Here is a 16,518-nt window from a genome sequence, read left to right as displayed (position 1 = left end):
CGATAATGATCCCTCGACAACTGTCAGATATGACAGTTGAACAGCGTGCAAGGAAAGGAATAAGGTGACCCGCATACGGGCCTGTCGCTGATCAAATTCCCGTACCGAATCCCGATTTTCAGGGCCGGCATGTTAAGGTCTGTACCTGAATAGTATTCCCTGGAACCGTGCATGCCCTTTCGTCTTTCCCGTCGTTGGCCCGTTCGCCAGCTGATCGCTGCCTCCAGCTTCATTCTGCTTGTCGCCTGTGCGGAAAAACCGACCGCCGCCGATGCGCAACCGTTACAGACCGTCCCCGCAGTCACGGCCCCAGCGATCATCCCGCCGGTAGTGCCGTCCGGCGACAATCTCGATATTCAACCGACCCAGACCTTTGCCGAATGGCAGGCAGGTTTCCGCAAGGATGCCCTCGCCGCCGGTATTCGCGCGGATGTATTCGACCGCGCCTTTGCCAATGTCAGCTTCGATGCCAGCGTGATCCGCGCCGACCGCAGCCAGCCGGAATTCTCCCGCCCGGTGTGGGAATACCTCGACGGCGCGTTGTCGCCGCTGCGGGTGCGCAAGGGTCAGGCGCTGATCAGTCAGTACGCCGACATCCTGCAAAGCATCGAGCAGCGTTATGGTGTGGATCGTCAGGCGCTGGTGTCGGTGTGGGGCATGGAAAGCAATTTCGGCCAGTTCCAGGGCACCAAGTCGGTGATCAACTCACTGGCGACCCTGGCCTATGAAGGCCGCCGCCCGGCCTTCGCTCATGCGCAACTGATCGCTGCCCTGCAAATCCTGCAACAGGGTGATATCACTCCGGAGAAGATGTTGGGCTCGTGGGCCGGTGCGATGGGCCAGACCCAGTTCATTCCGACCACCTACAACACCCATGCCGTGGATTTCGACGGTGACGGTCGCCGCGACATCTGGGGCAGCCCGGCGGATGCGCTGGCCTCTACCGCGCACTACCTGCAAAGCTCCGGCTGGCAGCGCGGTCAGCCGTGGGGCTTCGAAGTGCAACTGCCGAGCGGCTTCAATTACACCCTGGCCGACGGCGCAATTCGCAAGAGCGTTGCCGAATGGCGTCAACTGGGGGTGATCCTGCCCAATGGCGGTCAGGCCCCGGTCGGTTCGGAACAGCTGTCTGCGGCTTTGCTGCTGCCGGCCGGTTACCGTGGCCCGGCATTCCTGATCCTCGACAACTTCCGGGCGATCCTCAAGTACAACAACTCCTCGTCCTATGCACTGGCGGTGAGCCTGTTGTCCGAGCGCTTCAACGGTGGTGGGCTGATCAATGGCAGCTGGCCAAAAGATGATCTGCCATTGAGCCGCTCCGAGCGTATCGAATTGCAGACCCTGCTAAGTGCGCGTAATTACGATGCAGGCACGGCGGACGGGATCATCGGCGCCAACACGCGTAAAGCGATTCGCAGCGCACAGCAGTCGTTTGGCTGGCCAGCGGACGGGTATCCGACGCATAAGCTGCTTGAGAGCCTGCGCACTCAATAGTTGGCAGGTTGTATGGCTGATGGTGCCTTCGCGAGCAAGCCCGCTCCCACATTGGTTCTGTGTACGACACAAATCAAATGTGGGGGCGGGCTTGCTCCCGAAGACTGACACACAGGCAACAAAACTCTAGAGTTTGATCACTACATCCTGCTCCAGCATCAACTCCTGCTTCCCCGCATCCAGCCTGACCAAGGCGCCCATCGGCAGCGTCAGGTTCGGATCACAATGCCCGCTGCGCCACCCCGACAGCACCGGAATCCGCAATGGCTCGAAGGTCTGTTTGAGCAAGCGGTTCAACGCCTCGACCTCCACCCCGGCCACATCACCGACCAGCACCCCGCGCAACCTGGCCAGCTTGCCGGCCAAGCGCATCTGGGTGAGCAAGCGGTCGATGCGATACAGCGGCTCGTTGACGTCCTCGATCAGCAGAATCACGCCTTCCACGTCGATTTCATAAGGCGTCCCCAGTGTCGAGGCAATCATCGCCAGATTGCCACCCAGCAGCCGCCCATGGGCAATGCCGGGCTCGACGGTAGTCAACGGATAAGCCACCGGGTGGCTCAGCACACTCCCCGCCTTCAATTGACCACGCAGCATGGCGAAGAATGAGGTGACGGTCGGCGGCTCCTTGTCGCCCAGCAGATCAGCATTGAGCAGCGGACCATGGAAAGTCACAAAACCTGCGTAGCGACTGATAGCCAGATGCAGGGCGGTGATGTCGCTGTAGCCGACAAACGGCTTGGCATGACGACTCAGGAGGTCGAAGTCGATCCGGTCCAACAGACGCGGCGTACCGTAGCCGCCGCGCAGGCAGATGATCGCATCAACCTCGGGGTCGGCGAACGCGGCATGCAGATCATTGAGGCGTACGTCGTCGCTGCCGGCCAGGTAGCCGTCGTTCTCGTAGACACCGGGAAACACCTTCAATGCGTAACCACGGGCGCGCATCCACTGCACAGCCTTGTCGGTGTCCAGTGCACCGGGGCCGGCGGGCGCGATCACGCCGATCCGCCCTTCTGACGGCAGCGCCGGCACCGGCTTGTGTGCAAAAAGGGTGTGAGTCGGTCGAACGGTCATCCATGGGTCTCCCTGTGTGAAGTCTTGCAGACACAGTAGTCAGGAACAGCGATAAACAAAAGAGATTCGGTGCTCGGCAGGCGCAAACAAAAATACCCGCCAGGGCGGGTATTTTCGGAGGCTATCAGTGCTGAATCAGGAACCGAGCAGCTCGGCCTTGACCAGTTTCGCCTGCTCGTCGGCGTGATACGAGGAACGTACCAGCGGGCCGGAAGCGACGTTCTTGAAGCCCATCTTGTAACCTTCCTCGGCGAACCAGGCGAAGGTGTCCGGGTGCACGAAACGCTGCACCGGCAAGTGGCTGCGCGACGGTTGCAGGTACTGGCCGAGAGTCAGCATGTCGATATCGTGTTCGCGCATGCGCTTCATGACTTCGATGACTTCTTCGTCGGTCTCGCCCAGGCCCAGCATCAGGCCGGATTTGGTCGGGATGTGCGGCATCATCTGCTTGAAGCGCTGCAGCAGGGTCAGCGACCACTGGTAGTCCGAACCCGGACGCGCAGCCTTGTACAGGCGCGGGACGGTTTCCAGGTTGTGGTTGAACACATCCGGCGGCTCGGCTGCGGTGATTTCCAGAGCGATGTCCATGCGGCCACGGTAGTCCGGGACCAGAGTCTCGAGTTGCACGTTCGGCGACAGTTTGCGGATTTCGCGGATGCAGTCGGCAAAGTGCTGGGCACCACCGTCACGCAGGTCATCGCGGTCAACCGAGGTGATCACCACGTACTTGAGCTTCAGGTCAGCGATGGCGATCGCCAGGCTTTCCGGCTCGTTGACGTCCAGTGGTTTCGGACGACCGTGGCCGACGTCGCAGAACGGGCAACGACGGGTGCAGATGTCACCCATGATCATGAAGGTCGCGGTGCCGCCGGAGAAGCACTCGCCGAGGTTCGGGCAGGACGCTTCTTCGCAGACACTGTGCAGCTTGTGTTTGCGCAGCAGGCTCTTGATCCGGTCGACTTCCGGCGAAACCGGGATGCGTACGCGAATCCAGTCAGGCTTCTTCGGCAGTTCGGTGGTCGGAATGATCTTTACCGGGATGCGTGCAACCTTCTCGGCGCCGCGCAGCTTTACGCCGGCTTCAACCTTGGGACGCGGGGCCGGGCGCTCGGTCACGTCGAGCGTCGGGATCATGGTTTGCACTGCATCAGTAGTCATATCAGTCGATTCCGCCCGTCAGGGTCGTCTGCTCAGCATAGTCGAGGTGTTTGACGAGCTGCGCGCGCAGCCGGGCACTTACCTCGGCAAATTCAATCGATCCTGCGTGATCGCTCAGCTGGGTCATCGCCAGCCCGGCATAGCCGCAGGGATTAATCCGTCGAAACGGTTCCAGGTTCATATCCACGTTCAGGGCCAGGCCATGAAAGGAACAACCGTGGCGAATCCGCAAACCCAGAGAAGCGATTTTCGCTCCGTCGACGTAGACGCCGGGAGCATCTGGCTTGGCGGCGGCGGTCACGCCGTAGCTGGCCAGCAGTTCGATCAGGCACTGTTCCATGCGCGTGACCAGGTCTCGTACGCCGAAACCCAGCTTGCGTACGTCCAGCAACAGGTAGGCCACCAGTTGGCCGGGGCCATGATAGGTCACTTGCCCGCCGCGATCGACCTGTACCACCGGGATATCCCCCGGCAGCAGCAGGTGTTCGGCCTTGCCGGCCTGGCCCTGGGTGAACACCGGAGGGTGCTCGACCAGCCAGATTTCGTCGGCGGCATTGCTGCCGCGTTCGTTGGTGAAGCGTTGCATGGCATGCCAGACCGGCTCGTAAGCCATCTGGCCAAGTTCGCGAAAGCCCAGCGTGCCCGGCATCACAACACCATGTGTACGAAACCGGTCGCCCGCAGTTCGCTGTTGATGTTGTACAGCTGATCCTGGTCGGTTGCGACGATGTGCAACTGGATGGTGGTGTACTTGCCGTTGGTGCTCTGGCGCTCGTCAACACGCTCATCGTTGATGGTCGCGAATTTCTTCACGATCTCGATGATCTTGTCCTTGTGGCCCACACCCGTGTCGCTGATTACCTTAACCGGATAATCAACCTGGGGAAATTCGATCTTTGGCGCCTTTACTTCGGTATCGGTCATGGCGTAACGGCCTCGTAAGCGTAAGCCGTGGTAACGCACATGGCCCCGATCCGGATGGGAACGGGGCCATGCAGGTCAACACTCAATCAGTTGAACAAGCCGTAGAAGAATAGACGGATGCTATCCCACATGCGACGGAAGATACCACCCTCCTCGACAGCGTCCAGAGCGATCAGGTCGGCGCTGTGCACCACCTTGTCGTCCAGTTTCACTTCGACTTTACCGATCACGTCGCCCTTGGCGATTGGCGCGGTCAGTTGCGGGTTCATGGTCATGCTGGCAGCGAGCTTTTTCAGCTGGCCTTTTGGCAGAGTCATGGTCAGGTCTTCAGCCAGGCCGGCCTTGACTTGACTGGTGGTGCCTTTCCACACCGGGGCCTGAGCCAGTTCGGTGCCCTTCTGGTAGAAGGTCTGGGTTTCGAAGAAACGGAAGCCGTAGGTCAGCAGTTTCTGGGTTTCAGCGGCGCGAGCCACTTCGCTGTTGGTGCCGAACACCACCGCGATCAGACGCTGGCCGTCACGTACAGCCGAGGACACCATGCAGTAGCCGGCTTCGTCGGTGTGACCGGTTTTCAGACCGTCGACGGTCTTGTCGCGCCACAGCAGCAGGTTGCGGTTAGGCTGCTTGATGCCGTTCCAGAAGAACTCTTTCTGCGAGTAGATCGCATAGTGAGCCGGGTCTTCGTGAATGATCGCACGGGCCAGGATCGCCATGTCGTGAGCCGACGAGTAGTGCTCAGGGTTCGGCAGGCCGGTCGGGTTCATGAAGTGGGAATTGGTCATGCCCAGATCGGTAACGGTCTTGTTCATCAGGTCGGCGAAAGCGTCTTCGCTGCCGGCGATGTGCTCGGACAGTGCGACGCTGGCGTCGTTGCCGGACTGAATGATGATGCCGTGCAGCAGGTCGCTGACGGTCACTTGCGAGCCGACCTTGATGAACATCCGCGAACCGCCGGTACGCCAGGCGTTTTCGCTGACGGTCACCGGGTCGTTCTCACCGATCTGGCCGCGACGGATTTCCAGCGTAGCGATGTACGCGGTCATCAGTTTGGTCAGACTGGCTGGCGGCAGACGCTGATCACCATTGTTCTCGACCAGCACGTTGCCGCTGCTGGCGTCCATGAGCACGTAGGCTTTTGCAGCCAGTTGAGGTGGCGACGGCATCATCTCGGCCGCGAAGGCGGCTGGCGAGAGGAGCAGCGGGACTAGCAGACACAGGCGTTTGGCAAAGGTGGTGATGTTCATCCGTCTCTCGAAATCGCTAATGGAAACTTGCCCGAGGGCAAAACTATTCAGACAGCCTTCTAACGGGCCATCGCGTGTTCAGTTGCTCACTCCAGTCACCCTTGCCGGGCTTTTGTTCTTCGACGAGCCAACAACCTGGTCCACCCCCCAAAACCGCAAGTGAACCGTCAATCAAGTACTACGTTTATTACTCAGTGACCACGCTCGGCGAGCCGAGGTTGGCCAGGCGCACGCTGTTCTGCACCTGGGCGATTTCACCCGGCGAACCGATCGGCCCCAGGCGTACCCGGTGCAGGGTCTGCTGATTGCGCACGATCGAGCTGATGAACACCGGAGCGCTCACCATCCCGCTTAGCTTCGACCTCAGGAGTTCTGCAGCGTCCGGGTTGGCGAACGCGCCCACCTGCAGATACTGGCCAGACGCTGGTGCAGAAGCGTTTTTTTTTGCACTGATCGGTACGGGAACCGTGTCCGAGGCGTGCTGCTGCGGTGGCGGAGTCCATTGCTCGACAGTGCCGGCCGAAGCCGTGATCACCGGGGCGCTATTCTGCGCGACTTGCGGCTCGTTGAGCATCAAGGGCGCCGGACGGCCCTTCGCGGCCCACCATTGTTGCGGATCAATGCCTTCGACCTTGACCCGCGCCGTGCCGATTTCGGCATAACCGAGCTTCTTGGCAGCGGCGTAGGACAAGTCGATGATCCGGTCCGAGTAGAACGGCCCGCGATCGTTGACCCGCAGGATCACGCTCTTGTTGTTGTCCAGGTTGGTCACCCGAACGTAACTTGGCAGTGGCAAAGTCTTGTGAGCGGCACTCATGCCGTACAGGTCATACACCTCGCCGTTGGCGGTGTTCTGACCATGAAACTTGGTGCCGTACCAGGACGCCGTGCCCGAAGCGACGTAGGTCTTGGATTCCTGCAACGGGAAATAGGTCTTGCCCAGCACGGTGTACGGGTTGGCCTTGTACGGGCCGGTGTGCAGGGTCGGCGTGGCATCCGGGATCCGCGAAACATCCACATCCCACCACGGCGCGCCATCTTTATGCGCACGGTTGATGTCCAGACCCGGCTGCGCACGCACCGCGGTGGAGGACGTTTTCTGACTTGGCGCGCGACTGGTCGAACAACTGGCGACCAGCACCGCCAACGCAGCGAAAGCCACCAGCTTCAGGGGTTTATTGATAGGCAATGCCCGCATTACTTGACGCCCCGTGCTTTTACCAGCTCTTCAGACAGTTGATATACGGCCATGGCGTACATCACGCTGCGGTTATAACGCGTGATCGCGTAGAAATTCTTCAGGCCCATCCAGTATTCAGGGCCGTTGTCGCCTTCGAGGCGAAATGCAGTAACCGGCATATCATCGCGCAGCGCATCATGACTTGACCAGCCCAGCGCCCGCAACTCTCCCACCGTCTTTGTCGGCTCGATCCCGGTGGTCAGCCCCTCGTCGACCTGATCGCCACGGGCATCGGCCCGACTGACCACCGGCTCGCCAGCAACCCAGCCGTGACGCTTGAAATAGCTGGCAACGCTGCCGATCGCATCATCCGGATTGGTCCAGATGTTGATGTGGCCATCACCGTCGAAGTCCACCGCATAGGCGCGAAAACTGCTCGGCATGAACTGCGGCAAGCCCATTGCCCCGGCGTACGAGCCCTTGAGGGTCAACGGATCGACCTGTTCTTCGCGGGCCAGCAGCAGGAACTCACGCAATTCCTTGCGGAAAAATTCGGCACGGGGAGGATAGTCGAAACCGAGCGTGGACAAGGCATCGATCACCCGATAATTACCGGTATTACGTCCGAAAAAGGTCTCGACGCCGATGATCGACACGATGACTTGTGCCGGTACGCCGTATTCTTGCTCGGCACGGGCCAGTACCGCCTCGTGCTGACGCCAGAAGTCCACACCCCGGGCAATGCGCGCGTCGGTAAGGAACATCGGGCGATATTCTTTCCACTGCTTGACCCGCTCGGCCGGTTTGGAGATAGCGTCAAGAATCGCCTGCTTGCGCTGGGCCTCGCGAAACACCGCCATCAGTTGCTCGCCGGCAAAACCGTAGTCGCGGGTCATTTCACCGACGAATTCGGCCACCTGCGGCGAGCCTTCGTAATCGCCGGCCAGCGCTTCCTGCGCGCTGCCAAGGATGCCGACCAGACCGACCCACGGCGCGTAACGAGTCGCCCAGCTGCGCATGACTTGCATTGAACTCTTCACCTTATTCAAACCTGTGCGATCCACTTGCGATGGGTATGGATCGACATCAAAACCCCAAACGCTGACAGCAGTGTCACCAGCGAAGTTCCTCCGTAGCTAATGAAGGGCAACGGCACCCCCACCACCGGCAACAGGCCACTGACCATACCGATGTTGACGAAAACATAAACAAAAAACGTCATGGTCAACGCACCGGCGAGCAATTTGCCGAACAGCGTCTGCGCCTGGGCAGTAATCACCAGGCCGCGACCGATCAACAGCAAATAGATCAGCAACAGTGCACAGATGCCCACCAGGCCGAACTCTTCGCCCAGTACGGCGATGATGAAGTCGGTGTGGCTTTCCGGCAAAAAGTCCAGGTGCGACTGGGTGCCCAGCAGCCAGCCCTTGCCAAATACACCACCGGAACCGATGGCGGCTTTCGACTGAATGATGTTCCAGCCCGTGCCCAACGGATCGCTTTCCGGGTCGAGGAAGGTCAGGATCCGCTGCTTCTGGTAGTCGTGCATGATGAAGAACCACATGGCGATCGCCACGGGTACGGCGGCCGCCAGCACGCTGAGGATCCAGCGCCAGCGCAGCCCGCCCATGAACAGCACGAACGCGCCGCCGGCCAGAATCAGCAGCGACGTACCGAGGTCGGGCTGACGCACGATGAGAATGAACGGCACGCCGATCAGCAGCAGGCTGATGCCCACGTGCTTGAGCTGCGGCGGCAGCGTGCGCTTGGACAGGTACCAGGCGATCGTCGCCGGCATCAGGATCTTCATGAATTCCGAGGGCTGGAAGCGGATCACCCCGGGGATGTTGATCCAGCGCGTGGCGCCCATGGCGTTGTGGCCCATGATGTCCACCACCATCAGCAACACCACGCCGACCACGTAACCGAGCGGCACCCAACGGGCCATGAACCGCGGCTCGAACTGGGCGATGACGATCATCGACACCAGGCCGATGCCGAACGAAGTGGCCTGTTTGCCCAGCAGGTCCCAGCTCTTGCCGCTGGCCGAATACAGCACGAACAGACTGCCTGCGGCGAGGATCAGCAGCAGGATCAACAAAGGACCATCGATATGCAGACGTTGCAGCAGCGTCGCACGGCGACGCATCACATCCTCGCTGGAGAGCATGCGATCAAAATTATTCATCACGGGCCGTAGCCTCCGCACTGATAGGACCGGCGTATTCGGCCTTCAACCGACCATCCTGGTCCAGAAGCCAGGCATCCATGACCTGACGCACCACCGGCGCGGCGACACCCGACCCGGACTCACCGTTCTCGACCATCACCGAGACGACGATTTTCGGGTTGTCGGCCGGGGCAAATCCAACGAACAAGGCGTGGTCGCGGTGGCGCTCCTGAACCTTGGAACGGTCGTATTTCTCGCCTTGCTTGATCGCCACCACCTGGGCCGTACCCGACTTGCCGGCGATCCGGTATTGCGCACCGACCGCCGCCTTGCGCGCGGTCCCCCGGGCGCCGTGCATCACCTGCTGCATGCCGTGGTTGACCTTGGTCCAGTCCGACGGATCGCGCAGGACGATGTCCGGTATCGGGTTCTCGTCCACCGGTTTTGCACCTTCGATGGTCTTGGCCAGGTGCGGGCGGTTCCAGATGCCTTTGTTGGCCACCAGCGCCGTGGCTTGCGCCAATTGCAACGGCGTGGACTGCATGTAGCCCTGGCCGATCCCCAGAATCAGGGTTTCGCCCGGGAACCACGCCTGCTTGCGAGTCGCGCGCTTCCACTCGCGCGACGGCATCAGGCCGGGAGATTCTTCGAACATGTCCAGCGAGACCTTCTGGCCGATGCCGAACTTGTTCATGTAGGCCGACAGCCGATCAATGCCCAGCTTGTGCGCCAGGTCATAGAAGTAGGTGTCGTTGGAACGCATGATCGCCGTGTCGAGGTCGACGAAGCCGTCACCGGTGCGGTTCCAGTTGCGGTATTTGTGATCGTAGTTGGGCAGCATGTAGTAACCGGGGTCGAACACCCGGCTCGACGCTGTCACCACGCCCGAATCGAGACCGGCAATCGCCACCGCCGGTTTGATTGTCGAACCTGGCGGATACAGGCCACGCAGCACCCGGTTGAACAGCGGCCGATCGATGGAGTCGCGCAGCTCGGCGTACGCCTTGAAGCTGATGCCGGTGACGAACAGGTTGGGGTCGAAGCTCGGCTGGCTGACCATCGCCAGCACTTCGCCAGTCTTCGGATCGAGCGCCACCACCGCACCGCGCCGCCCGCCCAAAGCGGCTTCAGCCGCTTCCTGCAATTTGATGTCCAGACTAAGGACGATGTCCTTGCCGGGAATCGGATCGGTACGCTTGAGCACGCGCAATACGCGGCCTCGAGCGTTGGTCTCGACTTCCTCGTAACCCACCTGCCCGTGCAGTTCCGGCTCGTAAAAACGCTCGATGCCGGTCTTGCCGATGTGATGGGTGCCGCTGTAGTTGACCGGGTCGAGGGTCTTGAGCTCTTTCTCGTTGATCCGCCCCATGTAACCCACCGAATGCGCAAAATGCGCGCCCTGCGGGTAGTGGCGGACCAATTGCGCGACCACTTCCACCCCGGGCAGGCGGAACTGATTCACCGCGATCCGGGCGATCTGCTCTTCGGTCAGCTCGAACAGGATCGGCACCGGCTCGAACGGCCGGCGCCCCTGACGCATGCGTTTCTCGAAGATCACCCGATCCTCGGGCGTCAGTTGCAGCACTTCGACGATCGCGTCGAGCACTTGTTGCCAGTCGCCGGAGCGCTCGCGGGTCATGCTCAGGCTGAAGCTGGGGCGGTTGTCCGCCACCACCACGCCGTTGCGGTCGAAGATCAGCCCGCGGGTCGGCGGAATCGGCTGCACATGGACGCGGTTGTTTTCCGAGAGCGTCGAGTGGTACTCGTACTGGATCACCTGCAAGTAGTACAGCCGCGCAATCAGTACGCAGATCAACAGCATGACCGCAATGGCCCCGAACACGACGCGGCTACGCACCAGGCGGGCGTCCTTTTCGTGGTCCTTGATGCGGATCGGCTGAGACATGAGGGCAGGACTACTTGTGGTAAGGGTGACCGGACAGCACGGTCCAGGCACGGTACAACTGTTCGCCGATCAGGATCCGCACCAGCGGGTGCGGCAAGGTCAGCGGCGACAGCGACCAGCGCTGATCGGCGCGGGCACAGACCTCCGGCGCCAGCCCTTCGGGGCCACCGACCATGAAGTTGACCGTGCGCGAATCCAGCCGCCAACGGTCAAGCTCGACCGCCAGTTGCTCGGTGCTCCAGGGCTTGCCGTGGACTTCCAGCGTGACGATCCGCTCGTTCGGCCCGACCTTGGCCAGCATGGCTTCGCCTTCCTGGCGGATGAAACGGGCCACGTCGGCGTTCTTGCCACGGGTATTGAGCGGAATTTCCACCAGTTCCAGCGCCAGCTCGGACGGAAGACGCTTGGCATATTCATGCCAGCCTTCTTCCACCCACTTGGGCATGCGTGAACCGACGGCGATCAGTCGCAGTCGCACAGCAATCCCTTACAGCTGGTCTTTGTTGAGCTTGGTGAAATGCTCGTGGGTGTTTTCCGGGCTGTGGTGCTTGGCGTCTGCCGCACGGCTTTGCTCGGCACCGGCCCACAGGCGCTCCAGGTCGTAGAACTGACGTGCCGAGGCGGTCATCATGTGTACGATCACCAGGTCCAGGTCCAGCAGTACCCAGTCGCTGTCGCCCTTGCCTTCTTCGCCCAGTGGCTTGGCGCCCTGCTTTTTGACTTCTTCGCGGACCTTGTCCAGCATCGCGTTGATCTGGCGATTGGAAGTACCGGTGGCGATGATCATGTAGTCAGTGATGCTCTGCTTGTCGCGAACATCGATGATCTGGATGTCTTGTGCCTTGACGTCTTCCAGGGCCGCCACGGCAACCTTGACCAGTTCGTCGCCCTTGAGCGGCTCGTTGGTGTTGGCGACTTCCGGCAGCGGAGCGCTCTTGAACGTGCCTTTGCGCTTAACTTTGCTTACGTCTTTGTCAGTCATATAAAACTCGTTTTGCTCGTATATTCGGCGGCTTGGCGATACGTGGATTCGTATCAGTGAAGCACGCCTTGTTCAGTTCGACGCACGATACAGACCGTGCGCATCGATGTAGGCCAGGACCGCGTCGGGCACCAGGAAACGTACCGACTTACCGCTGGCCAGCAGTTGACGGATCTGGGTGGCGGAAACCGCGAGCGGTGTCTGCCAGACGAATGCAATCTGTCCGCTCGGCCCTTTCAGAGCCAGCGGGTCGCTCACCGAACGCGCTGCCAGCAGGTTGCGCAAGGCATCCGGCGGTTCGCTGTCGGCGTCCGGGCGCTGTAGCACCAGGATGTGGCAATGCTGGAGCAACTCTTCCCAGCGGTGCCAAGTGGGCAGGCCGCAAAATGCGTCCCAGCCCAAAAGCAGAAAAACCTGGGTTTCTGCGGCCATTTCGGCGCGCATCAACTCCAGGGTATCGATGGTGTAGGACGGTTTGTCCCGCTGCAGTTCGCGGGCGTCCACCACCAGCGGCGGCACTCCGGCCACCGCGCACTCGACCATCGCCAGCCGGTCCTGCGCCGACACCTGCGGCGTATCGCGATGCGGCGGCCGCGCGCTGGGCATCATGCGCAGCTCGTCGAGCAGCAGCGCTTCGGCCACTTCCAGCGCACCGCGCAAATGGCCGATGTGCACCGGATCGAACGTGCCGCCCAATACGCCGATGCGCCGGGGCTGGAGCTCGCTGCCAGGCAGCGACGCTGTCAGGTCGAGGTCGGTCAAGTCAGACCGTCGCCTGGCCGCGCAACTGGCCATCACCGACCACGATGTACTTCTCGCAGGTCAGTCCTTCGAGGCCCACCGGGCCACGGGCGTGCAGCTTATCAGTAGAAATGCCAATCTCGGCACCCAATCCGTATTCGAACCCATCGGCGAAGCAGGTCGGGGTGTTGATCATCACCGACGCCGAGTCGACTTCCGCCACGAAACGACGGGTGTCCGCGAGGTTTTCGCTGACGATCGAGTCGGTGTGATGCGAGCCGTAATGGTTGATGTGTTCGATGGCCTGGTCCAGCCCGTCGACCACGCGAATCGACAGAATCGGCGCCAGATACTCGGTGCTCCAGTCATCTTCGCTGGCCGCCACGGCATCAATGATCGCCCGGGTGCGCTCGCAGCCACGCAGCTCGACGCCTTTTTCGCGGAACTGGGCAGCCATCGAAGGCAGGAAATCCTTCGCAACACTTTGATCGACGAGCAAGGTCTCCATCGCGCCACAGATGCCATAACGGTAGGTCTTGGCATTGAAGGCGATGCGCTGGGCTTTCGCCAGGTCAGCGTGGGCACTGACATAAACGTGGCAAATGCCGTCCAGGTGCTTGATCACCGGCACGCGGGCATCGCGGCTGATGCGCTCGATCAGGCCACGACCACCGCGCGGCACGATCACATCCACGTACTCGGGCATGGTGATCATCGCGCCAACGGCGGCACGGTCGGTGGTTTCGACCACTTGCACCACGGCTGCCGGCAACTCGGCCTCGGCCAGACCGCGCTGAATGCACGCGGCAATCGCCCGGTTGGAATGAATCGCCTCGGAGCCACCGCGCAGGATGGTCGCGTTGCCCGACTTCAGGCACAGGCTGGCGGCATCGATGGTCACATTGGGACGGGATTCGTAGATGATCCCGATCACACCCAATGGCACACGCATCTTGCCGACCTGAATGCCAGACGGACGAAAGCTCATGTCACGGATCGCACCGACCGGATCCGGCAGTGCAGCAACCTGGCGCAAACCGACGATCATGCCGTCGATGCGCGCCGGGGTCAGTTCCAGACGTTCCAGCAGGGCCGGCTCCAGGCCGTTGGCGCGGCCGGCGGCCAAGTCCTGTTCATTGGCGGCGGCCAACTCGGCGCGCGCGGCGTCCAGGGCATTGGCTGCAGCCTGCAGGGCGCGGTTTTTCTGCGCGGTGCTGGCACGGCCGATGACCCGGGAAGCTTCACGGGCGGCGCGACCCAATCGGGTCATGTAGTCAAGAACGGACTCAGTCATGGTCTGCTGGGGTCTTGGCAAAGAGGAAAGCGGCAGATTATAGCTGTCGCGTCCCGGGACTAACAGCGGTGACAGGCGGATGGTCGAAATGGACTGCAATTTGCCGACGTTCAGCCGTAATTAAGCCTCGGATTGTTATCATCACGACCTCTTTCGCCTGGATAAACACCGTTTGCCATGTCCAACCTGACCGTTCGCGCGACCGCCGAGCGCCTGCCACTGGGCCTTCCGGACGCTTTTTTCGACCGTGATGCGCAAGTGCTGGCTCGCGACCTGCTTGGTAAAGTCATCCGCCATCGGGTCGGCGACCTGTGGCTCAGCGCCCGGATCATTGAGACCGAAGCCTATTACTGCGCGGAAAAAGGCAGCCATGCGTCCCTCGGTTACACGGAAAAGCGTAAGGCTTTGTTTCTGGATGGCGGACACATCTATATGTATTACGCCCGTGGCGGCGATTCGCTGAACTTCAGCGCTCAAGGGCCGGGCAACGCCGTGTTGATCAAATCGGCTTATCCGTGGGTCGATGAGCTCAGCGGGCCGGCGAGTCTGGCGCAGATGCTGCTGAACAACCCCGATGCTCAGGGCCGCCCTCGCCCTTCGCAAAAGCTCTGCGCCGGCCAGACCTTGCTGTGCAAGGCGCTGGGATTGAAGGTGCCGGTGTGGGACGCCAAGCGTTTCGACCATGATCTGCTGCTGGTGGAAGACACCGGCCCGGCACCTGCGCAGATTATTCAAACCACCCGCCTGGGCATCCCTCATGGGCGTGATGAACACCTGATGTACCGGTTTGTCGACGCCACCTACGCGCAATGGTGCACACGGAACCCGCTGCGCCGGGGTCAGGTCGAAGGTCGCGATTATTTCCTGCTGCCGGGGTTAGAGGCAGGTCTGAAGTAAAAGGAATTCACTGTAGGAGTGAGCCTGCTCGCGATAGCGGTGTATCAGTCAACGAAGAACTCGACTGACCAGGCGCCATCGCGAGCAGGCTCACTCCTACAAGGATCAATTGAAGATTTGATGGAGTGGTTTTATGGGCCCATGGCTCGATAGCGTGACCGGTTGGCTGGCCGCCAATCCGCAGTGGCTGGCCGCTGCGGTGTTTATCGTCGCCTGCGTGGAGTGCCTGGCGATTGCCGGGCTGATCGTGCCGGGCACGGTGTTGCTGTTTGCCGTCGCCGTACTGGCTGGCAGCGGCGCGCTGTCGTTGAGCGAAACCCTGCTGCTGGGCTTTCTCGGCGGGATTCTGGGCGATGTGATTTCGTACTTCCTCGGCCGGCATTTCCACCAGAACATCCGCCGTTTGCCAGGGCTGCGTCACCATCCGGAATGGATGGCCGGCGCCGAAACCTACTTCCAGCGCTACGGTATCGCCAGCCTGCTGGTCGGGCGCTTCATCGGCCCGTTGCGGCCAATGCTGCCGATGGTCGCCGGGATGTGCGACATGCCCTTCCCGCGCTTTGCCGCGGTCAGCCTGCTGGCCGCCGCTGGCTGGAGCGTCGCCTACCTGCTGCCGGGTTGGGCCACCGGCGCGGCGATCCGCCTGCCGCTGCCGGAAGGTTTCTGGCCGCAGGCCGGCATCGTCGCCGCCAGCATCGCGGTGATGGTCGGCCTGAGCGTCAACAGCAGCTTGCGCCAGCATCGCCGGGCGACGATCTGGATCAGCAGCATGAGCCTGTTGATTCTGCTCGGACTGTTCGTGGGCTATCCGTACCTGAGCGCCCTCGATCAGGGCGTGATGACATTGGTGCAGGAACACCGTCAGCCGCTGCTGGATGAAATCGCGGTGACGTTCACCCTGATCGGTGAATTCCGCAACATGCTGATGTTCAGCGCCCTGCTAACCGGCCTGTTATTGCTGTGCCGGCAATGGCGCCAGGCACTCTTTGCCGGCGGCACTTTGCTGTGCACGGCGTTGCTCAATACCGTCACCAAACAGTTTTTCGCCCGGGTACGCCCGGAAGTGCTGACCGATCCGTTGACCAGTTACAGCATGCCCAGCGGCCATGCCTCGGGTTCGTTCGCGCTGTTTCTGGTGCTCGCGGTTCTCGCCGGCCGCGGCCAGCCACCGCGCATGCGCCTGACCTGGCTGCTGCTCGGCTGTATTCCGGCGCTGTCGATTGCCTTGTCGCGGGTGTATCTGGGCGCGCACTGGCCGACGGACATCCTGGCCGGTGCAATGCTCGCAGCATGCGTGTGTGCGGCAGGCTTGTGGCTGAGTCAGCGCCAGACGCCGCTCAAGCCAATGCCGTTCAAGGTCTGGTGGCTGATTCTGCCGGCGTTGCTGGTGCTGTTCAGCCTGTTCGTCTTCCGGCATCTGCCGCAAACGATGCTGCGTTACGCCTACTGAC

Annotated in this window: 16 protein-coding genes; 3 read left to right on the top strand and 13 right to left on the bottom strand. The window is 61.4% G+C overall.

Translation table 11 applies throughout. The features are described 5' to 3' along the window. Window positions 1–171: 171 nt before the first annotated feature. Entirely contained in the window at window positions 172–1,494 is a 1,323-nt protein-coding gene (locus U862_RS0101035; RefSeq protein ID WP_025108697.1) for a lytic murein transglycosylase, read from the top strand. A gap of 126 nt (window positions 1,495–1,620) precedes the next feature. Here U862_RS0101035 and U862_RS0101030 read toward each other — a convergent pair whose 3' ends face one another. From U862_RS0101030 to U862_RS0100970, 13 genes are all read right to left on the bottom strand, one after another. After that, a complete protein-coding gene (locus U862_RS0101030) occupies window positions 1,621–2,571 on the bottom strand; it encodes an LD-carboxypeptidase (protein ID WP_025108696.1) in 951 nt (316 codons plus the stop codon). A gap of 135 nt (window positions 2,572–2,706) precedes the next feature. After that, complete coding sequence (gene lipA / locus U862_RS0101025) at window positions 2,707–3,705, bottom strand: lipoyl synthase (RefSeq protein ID WP_160768663.1); 999 nt, start codon at window positions 3,703–3,705, stop codon at window positions 2,707–2,709. A 25-nt stretch (window positions 3,706–3,730) separates the two neighbouring features. Then, window positions 3,731–4,378: a lipoyl(octanoyl) transferase LipB gene (gene lipB / locus U862_RS0101020; protein ID WP_025108695.1), complete on the bottom strand. Its 648-nt coding sequence runs from the start codon at window positions 4,376–4,378 to the stop codon at window positions 3,731–3,733. Further along, the gene (locus U862_RS0101015; protein ID WP_025108694.1) at window positions 4,378–4,653 is read right to left on the bottom strand and encodes a DUF493 domain-containing protein; all 276 of its coding nucleotides are present in this window, start codon (window positions 4,651–4,653) and stop codon (window positions 4,378–4,380) included. The genes lipB and U862_RS0101015 overlap by 1 nt, the downstream gene beginning before the upstream one ends. Window positions 4,654–4,739: 86 nt before the next feature. Further along, a complete protein-coding gene (locus U862_RS0101010) occupies window positions 4,740–5,897 on the bottom strand; it encodes a D-alanyl-D-alanine carboxypeptidase family protein (RefSeq protein WP_025108693.1) in 1,158 nt (385 codons plus the stop codon). Between the two features lie 187 nt (window positions 5,898–6,084). After that, on the bottom strand, window positions 6,085–7,095 hold the full coding sequence (locus U862_RS0101005; RefSeq protein WP_025108692.1) for a septal ring lytic transglycosylase RlpA family protein: 1,011 nt from the start codon (window positions 7,093–7,095) through the stop codon (window positions 6,085–6,087). Beyond that, window positions 7,095–8,105 carry a lytic murein transglycosylase B gene (gene mltB / locus U862_RS0101000; protein ID WP_025108691.1) on the bottom strand — a complete coding sequence of 337 codons (1,011 nt, stop codon included), beginning with the start codon at window positions 8,103–8,105 and terminating at the stop codon, window positions 7,095–7,097. Before mltB ends, U862_RS0101005 begins: the two co-directional genes overlap by 1 nt. A gap of 17 nt (window positions 8,106–8,122) precedes the next feature. Beyond that, the gene (gene rodA, locus U862_RS0100995) at window positions 8,123–9,226 is read right to left on the bottom strand and encodes a rod shape-determining protein RodA (protein ID WP_049827977.1); all 1,104 of its coding nucleotides are present in this window, start codon (window positions 9,224–9,226) and stop codon (window positions 8,123–8,125) included. Window positions 9,227–9,257: 31 nt separating this feature from the next. Further along, on the bottom strand, window positions 9,258–11,153 hold the full coding sequence (gene mrdA / locus U862_RS0100990) for a penicillin-binding protein 2 (protein WP_025108689.1): 1,896 nt from the start codon (window positions 11,151–11,153) through the stop codon (window positions 9,258–9,260). A gap of 10 nt (window positions 11,154–11,163) precedes the next feature. Beyond that, entirely contained in the window at window positions 11,164–11,631 is a 468-nt protein-coding gene (rlmH, locus tag U862_RS0100985; RefSeq protein ID WP_003185785.1) for a 23S rRNA (pseudouridine(1915)-N(3))-methyltransferase RlmH, read from the bottom strand. 9 nt (window positions 11,632–11,640) lie between these two features. Continuing rightward, window positions 11,641–12,135, bottom strand: coding sequence for a ribosome silencing factor (gene rsfS, locus U862_RS0100980; RefSeq protein WP_007960601.1), 495 nt, complete (start codon window positions 12,133–12,135; stop codon window positions 11,641–11,643). A 72-nt stretch (window positions 12,136–12,207) separates the two neighbouring features. Beyond that, the gene (gene nadD / locus U862_RS0100975) at window positions 12,208–12,930 is read right to left on the bottom strand and encodes a nicotinate-nucleotide adenylyltransferase (protein WP_049827974.1); all 723 of its coding nucleotides are present in this window, start codon (window positions 12,928–12,930) and stop codon (window positions 12,208–12,210) included. Further along, window positions 12,899–14,170, bottom strand: coding sequence for a glutamate-5-semialdehyde dehydrogenase (locus U862_RS0100970; protein WP_025108687.1), 1,272 nt, complete (start codon window positions 14,168–14,170; stop codon window positions 12,899–12,901). The genes nadD and U862_RS0100970 overlap by 32 nt, the downstream gene beginning before the upstream one ends. A 177-nt stretch (window positions 14,171–14,347) precedes the next feature. Here U862_RS0100970 and U862_RS0100965 point away from each other — a divergent pair, with 177 nt between their 5' ends. After that, window positions 14,348–15,067, top strand: coding sequence for a DNA-3-methyladenine glycosylase (locus tag U862_RS0100965; protein ID WP_025108686.1), 720 nt, complete (start codon window positions 14,348–14,350; stop codon window positions 15,065–15,067). A gap of 133 nt (window positions 15,068–15,200) precedes the next feature. Further along, window positions 15,201–16,517: a bifunctional DedA family/phosphatase PAP2 family protein gene (locus U862_RS0100960; RefSeq protein ID WP_025108685.1), complete on the top strand. Its 1,317-nt coding sequence runs from the start codon at window positions 15,201–15,203 to the stop codon at window positions 16,515–16,517. Window position 16,518: the final 1 nt, after the last annotated feature.

The organism is Pseudomonas sp. H1h (genome assembly GCF_000633255.1).
Classification (GTDB): domain Bacteria; phylum Pseudomonadota; class Gammaproteobacteria; order Pseudomonadales; family Pseudomonadaceae; genus Aquipseudomonas.
This window is presented reverse-complemented; position numbering and strand designations above follow the sequence as displayed.